11 protein-coding genes are annotated in these 17,825 nt (G+C 48.6%); 4 read left to right on the top strand and 7 right to left on the bottom strand.

Annotation, left to right across the window (positions count from 1 at the left end):
* Positions 1-38 precede the first annotated feature (38 nt).
* Positions 39-272 carry a hypothetical protein gene (locus UNDKW_RS11480; protein WP_232063347.1) on the top strand — a complete coding sequence of 78 codons (234 nt, stop codon included), beginning with the start codon at positions 39-41 and terminating at the stop codon, positions 270-272.
* A gap of 85 nt (positions 273-357) precedes the next feature.
* On the opposite strand, the gene UNDKW_RS11475 is transcribed toward UNDKW_RS11480, so the two are convergent.
* Complete coding sequence (locus UNDKW_RS11475) at positions 358-1,821, bottom strand: patatin-like phospholipase family protein (protein ID WP_162058789.1); 1,464 nt, start codon at positions 1,819-1,821, stop codon at positions 358-360.
* A 626-nt stretch (positions 1,822-2,447) separates the two neighbouring features.
* On the opposite strand from UNDKW_RS11475, the gene UNDKW_RS11470 reads away from it, so the two are divergent.
* Positions 2,448-2,696: a hypothetical protein gene (locus tag UNDKW_RS11470; protein ID WP_162058788.1), complete on the top strand. Its 249-nt coding sequence runs from the start codon at positions 2,448-2,450 to the stop codon at positions 2,694-2,696.
* Between the two features lie 18 nt (positions 2,697-2,714).
* Entirely contained in the window at positions 2,715-3,434 is a 720-nt protein-coding gene (locus UNDKW_RS11465) for a lipase family protein (RefSeq protein ID WP_162058787.1), read from the top strand.
* A gap of 91 nt (positions 3,435-3,525) precedes the next feature.
* Here UNDKW_RS11465 and UNDKW_RS11460 read toward each other — a convergent pair whose 3' ends face one another.
* Positions 3,526-3,792 carry a GlsB/YeaQ/YmgE family stress response membrane protein gene (locus UNDKW_RS11460; protein ID WP_162058786.1) on the bottom strand — a complete coding sequence of 89 codons (267 nt, stop codon included), beginning with the start codon at positions 3,790-3,792 and terminating at the stop codon, positions 3,526-3,528.
* 97 nt (positions 3,793-3,889) lie between these two features.
* Positions 3,890-4,357 carry an RNA polymerase-binding protein DksA gene (dksA, locus tag UNDKW_RS11455; protein ID WP_162061895.1) on the bottom strand — a complete coding sequence of 156 codons (468 nt, stop codon included), beginning with the start codon at positions 4,355-4,357 and terminating at the stop codon, positions 3,890-3,892.
* 375 nt (positions 4,358-4,732) lie between these two features.
* Here dksA and UNDKW_RS11450 point away from each other — a divergent pair, with 375 nt between their 5' ends.
* A complete protein-coding gene (locus UNDKW_RS11450) occupies positions 4,733-5,692 on the top strand; it encodes an integrase core domain-containing protein (protein WP_162058785.1) in 960 nt (319 codons plus the stop codon).
* A 505-nt stretch (positions 5,693-6,197) separates the two neighbouring features.
* On the opposite strand, the gene UNDKW_RS11445 is transcribed toward UNDKW_RS11450, so the two are convergent.
* The 4 genes from UNDKW_RS11445 to UNDKW_RS11430 all read right to left on the bottom strand — a co-directional run bounded on the left by UNDKW_RS11445 (position 6,198) and on the right by UNDKW_RS11430 (position 17,757).
* Positions 6,198-6,791 carry a hypothetical protein gene (locus tag UNDKW_RS11445; protein ID WP_162058784.1) on the bottom strand — a complete coding sequence of 198 codons (594 nt, stop codon included), beginning with the start codon at positions 6,789-6,791 and terminating at the stop codon, positions 6,198-6,200.
* A gap of 12 nt (positions 6,792-6,803) precedes the next feature.
* Positions 6,804-10,121: a transglutaminase domain-containing protein gene (locus UNDKW_RS11440; protein ID WP_162058783.1), complete on the bottom strand. Its 3,318-nt coding sequence runs from the start codon at positions 10,119-10,121 to the stop codon at positions 6,804-6,806.
* Between the two features lie 112 nt (positions 10,122-10,233).
* Entirely contained in the window at positions 10,234-11,088 is an 855-nt protein-coding gene (locus UNDKW_RS11435) for a choice-of-anchor A family protein (RefSeq protein ID WP_162058782.1), read from the bottom strand.
* Positions 11,089-11,124: 36 nt separating this feature from the next.
* Complete coding sequence (locus UNDKW_RS11430) at positions 11,125-17,757, bottom strand: carboxypeptidase-like regulatory domain-containing protein (RefSeq protein ID WP_162058781.1); 6,633 nt, start codon at positions 17,755-17,757, stop codon at positions 11,125-11,127.
* Positions 17,758-17,825: the final 68 nt, after the last annotated feature.

Raw genomic sequence — 17,825 nt, 5'->3', positions numbered from 1 at the left:
CGCCAGCCTGACGTTATTTCTAAGGAAGGGAGGTAAACATGTTTGCAGTATTCTGGATAGAAATCCACAAGCAAATTAAGATGTCTCACTGCAGGGAATTTGATACCGGCGACATGATTGCCGCCCTCAAATTTGCTGACAATCTGAGACAAAGACAGGCCGCAGGAGAATATATACGCCACATCAGCATGTCTTCAGAAAATACCAATTCTGTCGGCGTGCCAAGTGCGGCAATAGATTATCACTGGGCCGACCACAAGATCGCGGCATGATACAAAAACATATCAATGCCACTATCAATATGACACCAGCAAATGCAAAGACCTGAGCTCGCTCAGGTCTTTTTATTGGCACGACTTACTTCATACAATTGATCCAGGACGCCAAAGGATGTGAAGAATTTGGTTCTTGCACTAAATAACGTGGCACCTGGACCAGCTCCTTTTGGTCCTGCATCGCTTTCGAAGCCAGCAAATCACTGATGTTCTGCGACAGGTTTCCGCGATGATTTTCTTTCAGCCATGTCACCAGCTTGGTGCTGGAGTCAGTATCCGTAGTCATCAACACCCTTGCCGCTTCAAAAAGAGAATTTTGTATCGGGATCTCATCGCAACGCCCGGGCCCGTTCAAGGCAAGCTTGTAATTCGTTTGTATGGAATTGACAAAGCGGTCAAGTCTGATGAGCTGGTTATCCCGATAGGAATCATCCCTGTATTCATCCGCCGCAGCTTGCTGAAAAAATGCATTGCGCTTGCGCGGATTTCCCTTCTTGGTCAGCTCAAGCAAACGATCCAGACCTATATGCCAAACCGCGCAATTTGCATGATTGATGGAGCGACCCGGCGTCAGGGCGGGAGATTCGTCCACAGCGAAATGACGCCCACGTCCTACCGAATTCCCTTTTCCAGAAAATGCATAATTCTTTAAAGGGATATTGACGTTAGGATTGAACCTGAATGACTGATCAGACGCCAACGGCACGCCCAGCATCTCCAGTTGCCATTCCCTGCGTTGCTCAAGCAAGGAATCGAAAGCGCGATAGATAGACGGGCTGATGACATAATCTATCATACTGCTCCTGGTATCTGCCAATGAACCGCTCAAGTCTCCCCTGTCATTGACGTGCGCATCTACCAGTATCAGCAGGCATGACAAATCCTGAGTGCCCACCAAAATTTCTGAATAGGCACGGATCAAGGCATCGACGCCCAGATTATCAGACGAACCCGCATCATATAAATGCAAAAATTTCGGGCTGGCCTGATGATAAATATCACTGTCAGCGTTAAAGTTTTTTAATGCCAGAGGCACGAACAAGCCCGGATAGGCAGCAGATGCTGCCACTGCGTCTGCCAGGCGCAACTGATTTAAATCTGAACCAATTTCCTTGAATGCAGCATCTGTAAAAGTAAAACCCTGCAAGCTCGCATCTGAAGAATTAAGCCCCCTGGTCGTCAAGCTGTCGGCACCGACAAAACGGTGTGCATGCGAGCTGTTGATATACAGCGAGGGCTTGCCCGGCTTACGTTCACCCAAATCGCCATACACCGCACCTTTGTATATCCCCGTATCAAACACATCTGCCAGGATACGGGTGGCATTTTTACCGGATGTCAGCGTAGGTACAAAATTGATAGGGTTAGCCGAACGGTATACCCATGATGACAAATAGTCCCTGCGTAATTGGGACGCCATCACATCAAAATCCGCCTCACTGGTCAATGGCTTCAAGCTCACAGCCGCAGCCGCAAGTGAACCGCCAGAGACTGATGACAACGCCGTGACCTCATCAAACAAACCAAAATGGCGCAACTGCGACATCACCCCAGGCCAAAATTTGCCGCCCGCAATCCACCACCAGAAATCGCTACCCCACAAACATGGGATGAGGACAAGGATCGCTCTCAGCCACAGTACTTGTTGCACATCCTAGCCTGGACGCGTAATGCGCCCGTGGAACACTGGTGTCACCACCAACAGCCTTGACATTTATATGTGGATTTCTTTCATCCAGGTGCAAAGAAGCACAGCCTGATAAAAGCATCGTCGCCCAGATCGAAGAGCCAATAATGGCATTTTTTATCGGGGAAATATTCAACAATTCAAACTCCATGATTCCCTTGAAACCTTGAATTCCACAGTCAACAGAAAGAAATTGACGGCCAGAACTCAAATGCAAACTTGATAGACTATTAATTATTGCACAGGTTCCAGAATATCTCACAAAGACGCTACGAAGCTGCCCCGCCCCTCCTAGCAAGTTGCGGCAAAAAACCGGTGCTGTATCTGCGCAACTGGCCAGGTATTCATAAAATGAACTTGTCTTTTTAACCACCATCAACTACATTGTCAAATCGGAATTTAAAAACTGATTTGCCCGACACACGCATTGGCACATCCCGGACAAATCTGCACGCATGTCAACCCACATCTACCAGGAAAATACCATGAGTACATCGATAGGCAATGCATCCGACCCCAATCCAGGATTAGCAATGACGCTGGCTGCAGTAGCGTATTGCCCCGATCCGGCTTCAACGCTAAAGAACATGAACAATGGCTGGAGTGCCGTCTGGGTGGCGCAAAACGATATCAACGGCAATATTGCCTTCGTTGCCTACAATGGCAGCTCGCAATACGTGGTGGGCATACGCGGCTCTCTGCTCAACTTTAGCTGGCAGGCTTTTGACAATTGATTTTATCAGGATTTGAATGTGTTTGAACAAACTGCCTGGACTTATCCAGCCAGCGACGCAAATCCTATGATCTCGCAGGGCTCGTCAGATGGCCTGAATGACCTGACACAGTTGGTCAATGCGTCTGGCCAAACGATATACCAGTACCTTGCCGCAAATGCTATCGGCAGTGACATCTCCATCGGCGTGGTTGGGCACAGCCTGGGCGGTAACCTGACGACGGTTTTTGCCCCCTGGCTGCTGTATCAATTCCAGCAAAACAAAATAACGCCTCCCGCACTTCTTCCCATACTGACCTTTGCCGCCCCCACCGCTGGCAACCAGGCATTTGCAGACGCCTATGACAAAAGCTTCCCCAATTCATGGCGCTACTATAATGAGATAGACCTTGTCCCCATGGCATCGGACGATTTGAGTTCTGGAGGGCTGCTGTATTCACCTGCACCGGAAGCCAGCAGCATAGAAACCACCTACGACAACGTCACCGTCACACTCAAGGAAGCAATTGACCTCATCGCAATTGCGATCGACACTGCCGAATTTGGTTACGGCTCGTATTACACCCAGACCAATCAGGCAAGCGGCAGTGTCGCGCTGAATACCTCAAAATCACTTCACCCGGTGGATACCAGCAAGCCTCTGATAGAACAATGGTTTGACCAGGTCGCCGCCCAGCATGAACAGGGGAATTATTTATCCTTCTTCGGCTTGCCACCAGTCAGTTGCACGATTTCCTGAACAAACGGTACACACCGGATCAACAAAAACAAACAAGCCCTTGTCCAGCAAGGGCTTGTTTTCATAAATAAATCCCGTGACGATGCCCGCCCTAGCGCGTATCCCGCGACATAAAAAGGCTGGCAATGCTCAGTATCGCCATTGCGCCAACGATGAGACTGCCCAGGGCCTGAAAATCAAAACCTCCATCGTTGGGTGCATCAATACTCAAATACGAGGGCATCAGGCAGCCTATGATCAAACTACCCGCTATGCCAACCAGCACATTCAGATAAATATTCTGGTGGTCACCCGTAGAGGTCATCAAAATGATCCATCCGACTATGCCACCGACAAAAATCCAAAAAATCAAATCCATATGCCCTCCGTATTGCTTAGCGATCCCTGTCCTGCTATCTAGAACTCATTTCATAAATAAGATGAGATGCGTTCCAGTGGACTATCACCTTGAAAAATCAGTGACCAAATAATTTTTGCCTTTGCTCATGACGTTGCTGTGCCTCCAGCGACAACGTTGCGGTAGGTCGTGCCAACAAACGCTCTATGCCGATAGGCTCGCCAGAGTCTTCGCACCAGCCATAATCCCCTTCCTCTATGCGCACCAAGGCAGCCCTCACCTTCCTGAGCAACTTGTTCTCACGGTCACGCGCACGCAACTCCAGCGCATGCTCTTCTTCTATCGTGGCACGGTCAAAAGGGTCTGCAATGATGTCGTTTTCCTGCAGATGGGCCGTAGTCTCATTGGCATTCTGAACCAGGGTTGATTCAATTTCCTGCAAGCGAGATTTAAAAAACGCCAGTTGAGCATCATTCATATAATCCATCTCCCCCATGCGCAGAATTTTTTCTTCTGTCAGCCTCGGCTTTGAACCAAGTGCACGGGATTTGATCGCCGTTTTTTTAGATGCAGTATTGCTTTGCATGGTAGTCATCGTGATACTCCTGAATCAAGTAGTGAGTCGATTGTCCATTTAAATATTTCCCAAAAGAACATCGCAACAAACCAGCAGATCCACTGCATTGGTTTTTTCTTTGCTGCTGAAGAAATATTTAAAACCTAAGGCAAGATACCAATCAATGCACGCCACATCTACAAGACCAAGGCCACAAAACTTGTCAGCGAGTTCCTACGCTGGGCCCAAAGTCGTTTTTCATGGATACATAGACTACATTGCGCCAGGAAGAATCAATAGAGCTTGCGTGACAGGTTTATGGATTGGTAGAGAAATGCAATATGGATAAAGCTCTGTTATTTCAGGCTGAGTCGCTGACCATTTTTAAGAAGTATTATTTGTTTTATGTTGATAGCGATTGCATATTTTGGGGTGATTGATTACCGGATTCTGGATGTACTTTTAAACCGGATTTCAGATTTTCTAAAACATGTTCAGTGCTGGTTTTACAGCTTCAACTGGCACAGGCAGGAATATGCTTCTGCCCTCCTCCCGCCAGCGAAGCAGTTTTATGCGAAGAAGCACAGAAGGCGGACTGGCAGTCCCAAACCACGCTGGGCTCTGCAATTTGTGTTGGAGAGATTTGCAGAGCGCAAAAGCTATCGGCAGATCATGATGGAGTTTAACCGGCTCTATGCACACAAGGGCATGACGATCAGTCTGGGGACGGTGTATAACTGGGTACAGAAATACCGTTCAGAGATGGCGGTGATACGTAAGGAAACACGGAATCGTTTTCCGGAACCTAGTCCTGCGAATTTGCGGTGGTGTATCGATGGTACGGGTAAAGTGACAGCAGATGGCGTGAGCCATTTTATCCTGGGTATTGTGGATCATGGCACTCGGATGAACTTATTGTTACGGCGTCTGGAGCTGGCGACGTCAGCAACGATACTGGAATGCATCAAAGAAGCAATACAGTTATTTGGTCAGCCTGCAATTATCCGCACGGACAATGCTTCAGTGTTTCGCAGTAAAAAATTTAGGCGGGCTTTGAAGGAACTGGGTATTCGTCAGGAATTCAGTGAACCTGGCAAGCCGTGGCAAAACGGGAGGATTGAGCGTTTCTTTTTAACGCTTAAAGAGAAGTTGAATTTGATTACTCCTCTTAATGGCTTGATGCTCGATTGTTTGCTGGGCGATTTTACTACCTGGTATAACTTAGTCAGGCCGCATCAACATTTGCATGGGTATACACCTGCGGAGGTGTGGAACGGTGTAAATCCTTACAGGTCAGCACCAAAAGCCGTTCAGTATTTTAGTGCTTGGGATGGTTTGCTGACCGGTTACTATTTACAGCGTTAGCCACCCCAATAAAACAAAATAGCTGTCGATCTTGAACATTTTTAGGTGTTCAGGGTGGTGCTCGTCTCAAGTAAATAATTTGCCTGTATTTTAATCAGGTGAACAATTTTTACTACTCGCGATGAGCAAAAAATGATCAGTTCAGTGTTCAACTGAATCAAAACCTTTGCCAGATTTTGCAAAAAATGCTGATCTGGCGAAAGGACTTGGTTTAACTGAACACTGAACAGGGCACGAAGGGATTTTGTTTAACTGAACACTGAACAGGGCAAAAAGGCACGACGGCATTTTGAAACAAGCGTGTGGTGGCGCAGTAAATATTATCGCGGTGTGTTGCGAGTATGTTGTTCGGCTACTTGACTACCGGGGGCTAATGGGTGACCCCTTCTTTGTGCAAAGCTTCCTTGGGCAAATGTAGTCTGTCTCATGGCTTTAATGATTGACGGTGGAACATGCTTCTATTAACGTTTCTGAATCGGGTTGCGTTTACTTAATCAGAGATTCCTTAATCAAATACTGAACAAGGCAATGACGAATTTCTCCAGTATTCAGTATTTTTCTTGAAAAGCTCAAAGCCAGGCGGTGTAAATTCCGATTCTTTATATTCTCCATAAATATCAAGAAAATAAGCGATACAGGCGCGCTCTTTTGGATTCATGATTTTGTATAAATCCAATCGACTTTCCCATTCATATTCCAAACGAGAAACAAGTGAAAGCTCAGAATCCATGTCAGCAAGTAATTTTTCGTCCTTGGATGGTGGCAAAATCAAAGCCTCAACCAAATCAATTGGATGATTCGATTCAACATTATAGTAAATCAATATTGAAGCCACAATTAAGTGGCTTGGCAAGTAATATCTGACGACATCTAAGGGTAAATCCCTTAACCAAGCAATGAAATGAAGGTTTAACCCACCATCATATAAACGCAACCCAATTACTTCACTCCATGTCCTGCCATTCAACAAAACCCATGCTTGAGCTTTAAAATCCGATTCCGTATTTTCAGGAATAACAGGAATTGGCTGCATTGGAAAAATCTCATATACGGCTTCCTCAAAATAACTTGTGATACGAAGGGATTTATTAAAATTCATATTTGCCCCTATTTATTTTATACATTGCCGAGCAGATATATTAGCGATGCAATCTGCACAATTCGCCAAACTATTTATCCTTGTTATCACTTCATCCCAGTGTGATTTATTTCCGCCTTTAAAACACTGCTGCATGACATCAATCCGCGCTTGAATACATTCATTTCCATTTGCAACGTTCCCTTGAAGAACACTCACATTACACTCATTTCCTTTACATTTGCTTGGCTTTTCACAGGCTCTTGTTTGTATTTCTCTTAATTTATCAAGTAGATTTGTTGTACAAGTAAAATTGTCTAGCTCACGTGAGAGACCATAACCAGGATAACTAGTTTCAGGCATACCGCTTGGTAATTTTCCATATATCCGACCAAAGGTGCTTTCCCAGACTTTAGTTCCACCTGGTGTAAGTTGAATATTTGGAGGAGGTGCTGAATTTGAAACGCTTGCAACAACTAGCATTGTTACACCAAAAAGTGCTCGACCTATTGCCACTTCAACAGCTGCTCCAACAACAAATGGCGCTGCTAAAATGGCAATGGCTGCAAATGCGATAAGCATATAAATACCATAATGCGGTTCAGCAACCGGTGTGGTTACTGGGGCAGTCGCTGTTCCATCGTCATCACAGCCAGGCTCATCTACACCTCCGTTATAGCCTCCATTGATCATGTATGCACCAGCACCTGTAGTAGGGTCAGTCAAGATGTATCCAATCCCGTGCCAACTACCGCTCATCACACCCTCTGGGACGATTGCTTCTTTTCCTGTTGCGATTGCATTTTGAATATCCGCTTTTACTTCTGCAGGTATTGCCAATGCTTGCAAATCAGCCTGATTATTCGATGTAATCCTTAGAATGGCTAAACCACTCTCTCTTGCACGGTTGATTAAACGTGTTGCTGAGCCACCTGAACCAACAGGCCGATTGAAGGTAGCATCAAATGCAAGCCCCTCAAAATCTGAGCCTTGTAGTCCACTTTGCGCCATGAAAGAGACTGGGACTTTTCCATCGTTTGTTGTAGCAGCAATCAAAACTCTTTTAACATCGGCATATCGACCTTTATATGCTGCCGATCGCGGGATCCCAAAAAAATAACTTGTTGTAAGCGGTGAACCAAATGCGCCTACAGAAGGCAATCTGAAAGCAGTGACCTTTTGCGTCGCTGCGATAATTTGATCATTCGTGTCATGCAAATACCAAAACATCAAACTGACTGTCTGCAAATTTTCAGATGCATTATTTGAAGCAAATTTGGCTAATCTGTCATCCAACATGGCCTGAGAAACTCCAGATGAATTGATTGCAAATACGGTCTCATCACCAGTTGTGATTTCATAATTTATAGCTTGACCATGAGCACCAATTGGATCTGTCATCGTCAATACTACGGTTTGCCTAGTACCAAATTGAACAGCCTGGCCAGAAGCAATGGATGCGCCATCTAGGGTTAATTTAGGTATTCCGCTTACAAGGTAGGCTGGCAGACTCGCAGCATTTTCTGCTCGCAAACTCTGGAGTAATGCTGCATCAGCATTGGTTGCTGCATCGAATGTCAAACCGAGTTTTTTATTTCCAAGCTGAGGCAATGAAATCGATTTCGAGAATACTGCGCTTTGCAAACCATCGTTTTCACCTGCAAAATACTCGAGGGTAATTCCCCACCTTAAGTTTGCAGGTAAATTTTGGAACTCACTTGCCTGCACTACAATCTTGTAAGGCAACGCCCCATACAAAATGGGTGAAGAAATTGACCTGATTGTCTTCTTGCCCTGCAATTTATCCAATGCTTCAACATCCCCAACAGATTGCCTCCATGCTGTTACCTTGCTTTGAAATTCTTCTATTTCATTTGCAATAGCACTGCTATCTCCTCCAGAGAACCTGCTTCCGTTAGCGTCAACTACTGCCGTTTTCTGGAATGTCTGCTTAAAAGCAACTGGATCGAATTTTACGGTCTTTAACAAATCAACTTGTGGCGTAAACTCATACTGCTTAAAGCTCGCATCCATCGGCACCCAGGTACTCGGGTTTTTATTGATCGCACCCCGGCTAGGTGAGTAGTCCACAAAGGCCTCAACCCACACATGCTCCATACGGATCGCTGCGATCGTGCCGCCATTGATCAGTCCAGTATTAGGAATACCGCCCTGCCCCAATAAACTCTGTGCAGCTTCTATCTTGGTGACACCACCTACCCAGTTCATGACCTTGTCTGCTGGTACGTCAATGGTGCCGTACACATAGCGCGCAGGTATGCCTGCTGACCTGTACAGAGCGATCAGCAAACTGGCTGTATCAAAGGCATTACCACGTTTGTTTTGTAATGTCAGTTCACTGCCTTGTATGCTGCCGTAGCTGGGGATGAAGCTGATGTTGTTCCTGACCCAGTTATAGATTTGCACAGGGTTGTTGTTCAAGGCGGCAGCCTGTGCCTTGATGGCAGGCGTCAGTTGCACATCTTCTGTCTCTGCGATGTCTTGTGCAGTCGGGATTGCGGGTAAAGATGGCTGTGCTGAGCCTTGCGCATTCACTGGCGGGCCAGCGGGCATGAGTTTCTCAGTTTTTGGCTTGAACAGGTTAGCCTGGTATTGGGCCTTGCTTTCATTCGGTTTTCTGACGTTGTTGCTGGGGCTGCGAAACGGCAGTTTGTTAGGGTCAGTATATTGATGCGGCTTGGCATTGGGGTATTTGTCCATGAAGCCGCTGAGGTCAGCCAAGGCTGTCTGGCGGTTACTGGTCTGCCCTTTGTCATCGGCCTGGACTACTCTGTCCATGATCTGGTTGAATTCCGTCTGGCGGCTTTGGTAGTCGGCAACGGCCTTGCGATGGCGTGTCAATATTTCTGCGGGTAGCTTCGCATCTTTGAGACGTTGTTCAGTATCTTTGAAGCTTTGGTCTATGTCGCTGTATATCGCGTTGATTTGGGTGTTGGCACTGCGTATGCTGCTGACGCGCTGGTTGAGCAATGTGGTATTGCTGTTGGTCGTGGCGGCTAACGCGAGCAGGCCCGCTTTGGCGGGTGTATTGCTGGTCGTTGTTGCGGTAGATGAGGTAGCTTTGACGTCATCCTGGATTTGATTGAGTAGCTGGCTCAGGCGCTCTTCTGAATTTGTTGGTTTGGTGGCTGCACTGGTGCTGCTTGCCAAGAGCGGCAATGTTGCAGCTCTGGCTAGAGGAGTAACCTGCCCCACTTTGAGCAAGCTGCTTTTTCGCTCGGCCGCAGCGCGTGTCTGGGCTGATACAGTACATGGATAGAGCGTCAGGCTGCTGAAGGTGACTAAAACCAGGCTAGAGATGGCGCGTTGTACAGTGATGTTGCGGAACATAGTGTGCTCTTCTTAATGGGTCATTCAGGCGAACCAGGTCGCTTTTTTAGTGCTTGATATTTTCTGAGACTGTCTGTTGAGACGGTCTTGTTTTTGCTTAAAGCCTGCAGTCTTAATTGGTCGGCACAAACAGAGTTGACCCGACAGCCAGATTGGTATCCCAACTGGCTGCAATGACAGTGCCTTCAACTTTACCGCCCGAATTCTTGATGCAGGCATAGGGAGCCAGGACGCTACCGAAGAAACCGGAATTATTCAGATTGAGTAATTCGGTATCGTACATATTGACGAGCACTTTGCTGTTACGGTTAATCAGTTCTGTCATGGTGATGCCAAACTTGAGGGTGCGTTGGGCATTACTTGCCACATTCAGGATGATGTAGGCACTTTGTTTGATGTTCGCCAATGCAAAGTCATGGGTGCTGGCGACATGGTCTGCCGTCACGTTAAAGATTTCTACATCGCGGTTGCTGCCTGTCAGGGTGACCTTGGCATAGAGCTGGCTGACGGTACCCGTTGCTGGCATGCTGCGTATCTGCTGCGACAAGACACTCAGGTAAGTGCGTTCGGCCTCGAAGTCGATGGGGCTAAAGGCCACTTTGCGGAAATCAAGATAAGTCGCGGCCTTGGAACCCAGCGTGCCTGCATACACGGCGTAAGCATTGTTTTTGTTATTACCGAGGCTGCCACCATAAGAAGTCAGGTTACCGGCAACTACCATGACGGGGTTGGTGTCGTTGTAGTTGACGCTGCCACCGACCGTGCCACCCGGCGTATTGAGTATGCCGCCCACTGCGAGGCGGCCATCGACGTTGGTGATGTTGCTGACATTGCCAAAGACAAAGGCTGAATATTGTCCGGCCACACCCAGATCAATCTGTTGTGCCTGGCTTAAGGCGGGCGACAAGATCAACCCTATCAGCAAGCGAGCGCCGATGTTTAAAGAACGTTTTAAATTTAGTTTCATGATCATTCAATTATTCTGTTTTGTGCATCGTTGCGCTTAACGCGCCATTTGCCGTTCAACCACCGCAATCAAGTTGGCCAGCGATTTGCTGGCCGGGCCGACGCCGGTTTCTATGTTTTTGAGCTTGGCCTGTACGGTGATCAGCAAGCGCAGGGCTTTGTCCATGCTGTTGCTGCTCATGGCAGTATTGACCTGGTTGAGCAAATCAATAATGGCGGTACGTTGTGCAAGCTGTGCTGGCGTTGACAGGCTCAGGCCTTGTATCAAGGTGATGGTCTGCGCATTGATCTGGCTGGCGCTTTGTACTTTGATGGCCTGGTCTTGCGACTTGTAAGGCGTGGCATTGCCCCCGCTGACCATGCTGAGGGCGAGGTTGGCGTTGTAGGTACCGGCAGATACCGGCGCCTGCCATCGCACTGAGACGATGGTGTCGGCAGCAGAAGCGGCTGTCAGGTTCCAGGTGGCGGTGACATCACCATTGCCATTACTGCCTATGGTAGCGGCTGGCGTACTGGACTTGATCACTGATCCGGCTGGCAGGCTTTGGACTATGCGTACAGGCTGGGCGGCACCGGCATTGGTGATGGTGCTGCTCAGCGTGCTGATGTCACCTGGCAGCAGTGCATTCAAATCTGCGGCTGCCGGTGTCAGGTAATCCAGGCCTTGCTTGATCATGAGCGACCAGCGGTTTTCGCTGCCTTGCGCTTTCAATGTGTCATTCCAGTCAAAACCAAATGCCAGGGTTTTGCCGTTGCCATAATTGGCGCTGACGATGCCTGGGCTGGTGGCTGTGCCTTTCAGTGTTGCTTCGACAGTACCACCCGCAGTTGCCAGTTTGGTCTGGGTAGCAGGCCCTGCGAGGTCAGCACCACTGAACACGCCGCCAGACAGGCTCAGCTGTTGCAGGGCTGTGGCATAGGCACCGTTATTGGTGACACCTGAACATTGGGCGAGTTGCGGGTTGGTTGCCGTCACCAAACTGTCAAGCATGAAGCCCTGCCCGCGTTTGACCGCTGCCAGCAATTCGGACGCTGCCGGTTCTGGCAAGGCACTGGCGCCATTACTGATCCAGTAGGTGCTGTAGTTACCGCTACGCAGTTGCGTCAGGAAAGTCGTTGCATCGGTGCTGATGGTGTGGCTGATACCCTGATTAGCGAGGACAGTGTCGAGTACGCCTGCCCTGCCAGTGTCACATTGAGCCAGGGTCGCGGCATTTTCTGTCGGGAACTTGGTGGCTGCACATTTGCCCAACAATTCGTCCGCAGCGCGTTTGCAGGCGCTGTAGACGAGCACGTTTTGCCATGGCGTTGCGGCCTGCTTGATGGTCAGGCTGACGACGGATGAAGTAAGCGTAAAGCTGACCTGGCCCAGCATCAGGGTATTGCTACCGACTTTTGCGCTTAACACGGCAGTATATTGCGCACCTGCTGTACCGGCACTGGTCCAGTCAGTGTTGCCAGCAAAACTGGCTGTCATTGCCAGCGTGGTTTTGTAAGGGAAGCTGGCGATGACTTTTTGTGTTGCGTCTGTAATGCTGACGGTCAGGGGCAAATCCGTCAAAGCGGCATTGCCTTCATTGGTGACATTGAAAGGGAAACTGATGAGGTTGCCCACTGACACTTGCGGTGCAGAGGCAGTGATGCTGCCTTTCAGGCCACTGCCTGTGCTGGCGGTGGATGCTACTGTGAATACACCACTGGCTTGTGAGAGCACGGTGTTGCCTGCGATGCTGACTACGACAGAAGTTGTGTACTGACCTGCCGGTGCTGCACTGAGATTAATGCTGTAGTTGTAGTCTTGTGCGGCATTGGCTGCCAGGCTGATCACGGTTTCGGTTTTAGTGAAACGCGTGCTGCCATCCGGGTTTTTGACTGTAACCACGACCTGCAGATTATTGGCTGCCTGGTTGCTTGTGGCATTGGTCAGGCGGTCATGCAGTTTGATGATATCGGTCGGTGCATAACTGCTCTTGTCAGTATCAATGACGGTGTTCAGCTTGATTTGCGGTGCAGCCAGGGTGAAGTTGGCTTGGGCCAGGGTCACGGTGTTGGCACCGAAAGTAGCAGTCAGGGCCGCCACATAGGTCGAACCCACGCTGCCAGCGGCTGTCCAGGTTGTGCTACCGCTGAACGTGCCGCCTATTGCAATGGTACTGGTATAGGGGAACTGGGCGACAACTTTTTGACCAACCGGGTCTATGATGTTGACACTCAATACCTGATTTGTCAGCGCGCTGTTGCCCTGATTGCTGGCACTGAAGTTGAGTGCCAATGCACTACCCACTGCAACCTGTGCCGGGTTGACGGCGACAGTACCTGTCAGACCACTGCCATTACTGGAAGAGGCGGTCACCACAAAACTGGCCACCGATTGTACGGTGGTACTACCAGCAGTTGCGATTACCTTGACGGCATACTGGCCTGGTGCTGCGCCATTCAATGTCAGGCTGTAAGCATAGTTTTTGCTATTTGCTGCAGGCAGTTGTGCCAGGGTTTCTGTTTTACTGAAACGTACTGAGCCATCCGGGTTGCTCACAGTGGTGACAACCTGGATGTTATCAACCGGCAGGTTTTGTGTGGCATTGCTGATGACATCACTTAACTGTACGGTATCTGCCGGCCCATAGCTGGTCTTATCGGTACTGAGTTTGGCGGTCAGGACAGTATTACCACTGCCTATGGTGAAGGCTGACTGTGCCTGGGTAAATGCTACGCCATTTGCATCCAGCAATTGCGCAAGGACCTGATATTTACCGGCAATAGTGGAACCGGTATTCCAGACACCAAGCACCTGACTTTGTGCAGTTGCGGCTATTTTTACTACCTGTTTGGGCAGTACGGCTACGTTAACGCCATCGATAGTTTGCACAATGAACTGTACCTGGGCATTATTATCGAAACTACCAAGATTTTTTACCGTAGCAGTAAGCTGAACATTGGTATTGGACGGATAGCTGCTTGCATCTGTGTTGACTGCGATAGCAAATGAGCCCGCCAAACCATCCAGGCCAAACGACACAGTGTTATTGCTGATATCAAAATCACTGAGCGTGTGAGCGCCCTTGCCGTCGTCATCTGCGACAACAGCGAGGGTTTTGATACTGGCCATAGAACCTGAATAATTCAGGGTGACGTCCTGATATTCGTTGGTATTGAGGTCAACGCCGGTGACTGCCGTACCGAGCAAATTGCCGCCTCCCGCTTGCCCGCTGTAAAACGCGATTGGTGTACCCGCAGCTATTGGCAGCAAACCGGCATTACCTATCCTGACGGTGAGGCCAGACGACTTGACACCACCCTGATCATTGATCCGTATAAAGGATGCAGTCACATCAGGGGCAGCTGTCGCTGAAATGTCTACTCTCGCGTTCAAGCGATAATTATTATTGACTTCCCAGCTATTTTTTTCAACGCGAGGAACTGTGCCGTCATCATTGATATTTGTAATGTGATAGCTATGTTGGTTCCATATACTGCGCACGCCTACCCAAGCATTATTCACATCCTGATAAATACGCAAGCCTACGGCAGAGCCAGAACTTTGCGGAACGATCAAGTCAGCATGTCCATCGTTGTCCACGTCGGCAACAACAGCCATTTCAAAAGAGGTGTCGGATGTGTTTGGGATACTGAATAGTATCTTGGCACTGGCGCTGTCATATACTTTCAGATTGAACTGATCGGCATATACCACCTTGGCTTTGTGGTCACCCGCAAAGTCAAACACGCTGGAACCTGTGGCAGATGAAATATCATAAGTCGGAACATTCCATTTGATACTGCCATCTGCGCCGAATACCGTATACGCAAAAGCACCTGCTATGCCAATTTCAGGAATGCCATCACCATCCATATCAGCAATGACAGGCACACCACCATGACCACCGCCAGGGAGGTAAACAGGGCCCCAGATAATTGCGCCATTATGGTCAAGCAAATGCACTTTGCCGCTGTTGACTGAGACGATCTGAGGATAACGATCGCCTGTGAAATTGGCGACTGCGGTAAAACCGTCTCCAACTGCATTGTTTTGCCATAACAAACGACCATCTGCATCATAAGCAGATGCGCCAGCAATAACCGCTGGGCGGCCAGTCCGGTTGATATCAGCAACGATAGAGTATGGGGCAACGACGTCAGCATAACCTCGCTGATAATTATCGCCAATAAAGTCACCGCCGCCATTCCAGCGCAAAGTGCCGTCGTAATTGAAGACGGTTTTGCCATAAATAATCTCGGCCTTACCGTCACCATCAAGATCAGCAATACTGATGCCGCCACCATGCCATGCAGAGACAAATTGTGTCCCAGGCACCATCCATTTGACGGCGCCAGTGCTGCTGAAAGCAATCAGCCCGTTATCTGCCTTTTGAGCAATGATGGTAATTTCTCCAGACCCATCAATATCTGCGGCTGCCATATGGCTTACAGAAGAAATACGATAAGCCGGGTCAGTTACGGTGACTACTTCACTGCCGTCTTTGCCGTTGACGATACGTAGTATTCCGTCACGATAAGATGGATGACGGAACGATGCAAAAATGATGATAGACGACTTGCTGCCCTTACCGGCAGGCATAACCAGAGGTGCCATTTCGACCTGATTATAGTCAGGCATGGTCGTGCCACCTGCCCACTGCCATTTCAATTTAGGTTGAAATAATGTGGAATCAGGTTTGATTTCAATAAAGTCTGCACTGGATTTCAGATTATCGTCCTTGCTAATCTGTACCAGGCCTTGTTCGCTATCTGCCCAGACAATAATAGGGGCATCTCTGAATGGCAAGATGCCGCTCACCGGAACCTGGACCACGACTGTTTGCCCCGGTGCTATTGAACTCGCCAGGCTGGCTGAGCCCAGTTTCAGGTCGATATTACCGTCAAATAAGCGATTTTTATTGGTATCGTTAAACGCCAGTAATTTGATACCTGCCGGGACATCAGCAGTACCCGTATTCTGCAAAGTAACATTGAGGAAGCCTGACAATTCCAGTGATTGTGGATTGGTAATTGCGTTTTTCCGGTCTATACGTGCAATGGAAATTTGGGGCAACAGAACTGCTGCCTTGACCTTACGCATGCGTATCTGTCCCATATCGACAGTGGACTGGCCATCTATGAATGCAACGGTGTTGGTATCAAGGTATTGGCCAAGCTTGAATGTCATGCTGACCATGCCGTTCGCGTCTTTTAGTACATTCCCTTGAACGAATTTACCATTGGCATCAGATTTCAATGTATGAGGCCCGGCTGCATCCACTATCGTAATATCAACGCCAGCGAGAACCTGGTTGCTTCCTGCATCCATTACCTGACCAAAAATGCTGGTGCTGGTCACATCAGAGCTATTACCAGAAGCAGAAATCTTAGGTGAGTAAACAGCCGTAGCACCCGCAGCAACGCGAATAGTATTGTTGACCGTTTTGTAGCCCAGTTTGCTGACGGTCAACGGCACATCTCCCGCCAAAACATTGACAAACTGGTAGCTGCCATTCATGTCTGTCACGGTACTGAACGTAGCACCTGAAACAAGTACCCCAGGCACAGGTGCTCCGCTAAGTGCATCAGACACCACGCCATAAATAGTCGCTGTTGTTGCAGTACTGATTTTGGATAATTTGAGCACGCCCAAGTCCATGACCTGGCCTGCATTCACTTTGGTAGTAGCACTCAAGCTGGTGTAATTCGCCAGCGAGAAACTCAGGGAGTAGTTACCGGGAGTCTGGTTGGTGAAGCTAAAATTACCATCGGCACCGGTCGTCAGCTCAACTGTTTTTGAACCGACAAGCACGACACGCACACCAGCGACGGCAAAGCCGGTCTGACTCTCAAGCAATTTACCTTTGATGATTGCCAGGCTTGGATCGGCTGGAACATACTGGCTGATACTCAGGGCACGCAGTGCCAATGCCGTTTGATAGGGATCACCTCCCCAGCTACCATCTGGCAACTGGGCATTCAGCAGATAAGTTTGAACGGCAGTAGCCGTAGGTACTGCAGGAATAAAATCATGCAAGTTTTCATAAGCAAGACAGCTAAGGAAAACTGAGCTGTTCCAGCTACCAGGCGACGATTGCTGTGCCATGAGGTAAGTCGTCAACACTTGTATGGATGCAGTAAGCGGCACTGCACTGGCGTGAGCACGGTAAGCGGCGAGTGCATAAATGCTGCTATAAAGGTCTATCCTGCCATTTAGCTGGAAGGAGCCATCTGTTCCCTGCACTGATTGCAAGTAAGCGAGAGCCGCAACGACACCATCTGTGCGGTCTGCCTGTTTCAGAGCAAGCAAAGCCAGGGACGTATCCAGTACATTACTGGCATAGCCTGGGGCACCGCCAAAACCACCGTCAACATTGATGCGATTAAGCATTTGTGCCATCAGCGCACTGGTATCAGCTTTGGCAGTAGCAAGCGTTATGATTTTACGTGCCAGGTATTCCGTACTGGCATCTGGTTCAGATGATATGGAAGTTAACAAACTAGCCGGAGTGCTTGCCAGTAACTGCAATGTCTGAGCTACTTCTGCTCGTGCTTGCAAGGGAGTTGCAATGGACTGAGCCTCATTACCCAGCTTACCGTCTGAGAGTATCTGCGTATTAAGCCATTTCAGGCCATTCACCACTGGGCCGGTGGTTTGCGCATAAGCGCCATGTACTAATAAGGTGACCAAAAAAAGAGCACCAACCAATAGGTTTCGCACAAAAGTACCGACATTTTGAAGCACAGCAGACCCCTGAA

The organism is Undibacterium sp. KW1 (assembly GCF_009937955.1).
Lineage (GTDB): Bacteria > Pseudomonadota > Gammaproteobacteria > Burkholderiales > Burkholderiaceae_D > Undibacterium.
The sequence above is the reverse complement of the archived record's forward strand: the minus strand, read 5'-3'. Positions and strand labels throughout refer to the sequence as shown.

Coding starts and splice junctions, on each gene's coding strand:
- UNDKW_RS11480 (WP_232063347.1), top strand. CDS start 39: ATGTTTGCAGTATTCTGGATAGAAATCCACAAGCAAATTAAGATGTCT.
- UNDKW_RS11475 (WP_162058789.1), bottom strand. CDS start 1,821: ATGTCGCAGTTGCGCCATTTTGGTTTGTTTGATGAGGTCACGGCGTTG.
- UNDKW_RS11470 (WP_162058788.1), top strand. CDS start 2,448: ATGAGTACATCGATAGGCAATGCATCCGACCCCAATCCAGGATTAGCA.
- UNDKW_RS11460 (WP_162058786.1), bottom strand. CDS start 3,792: ATGGATTTGATTTTTTGGATTTTTGTCGGTGGCATAGTCGGATGGATC.
- dksA (WP_162061895.1), bottom strand. CDS start 4,357: ATGCAAAGCAATACTGCATCTAAAAAAACGGCGATCAAATCCCGTGCA.
- UNDKW_RS11450 (WP_162058785.1), top strand. CDS start 4,733: ATGTTGATAGCGATTGCATATTTTGGGGTGATTGATTACCGGATTCTG.
- UNDKW_RS11445 (WP_162058784.1), bottom strand. CDS start 6,791: ATGAATTTTAATAAATCCCTTCGTATCACAAGTTATTTTGAGGAAGCC.
- UNDKW_RS11440 (WP_162058783.1), bottom strand. CDS start 10,121: ATGTTCCGCAACATCACTGTACAACGCGCCATCTCTAGCCTGGTTTTA.
- UNDKW_RS11435 (WP_162058782.1), bottom strand. CDS start 11,088: ATGAAACTAAATTTAAAACGTTCTTTAAACATCGGCGCTCGCTTGCTG.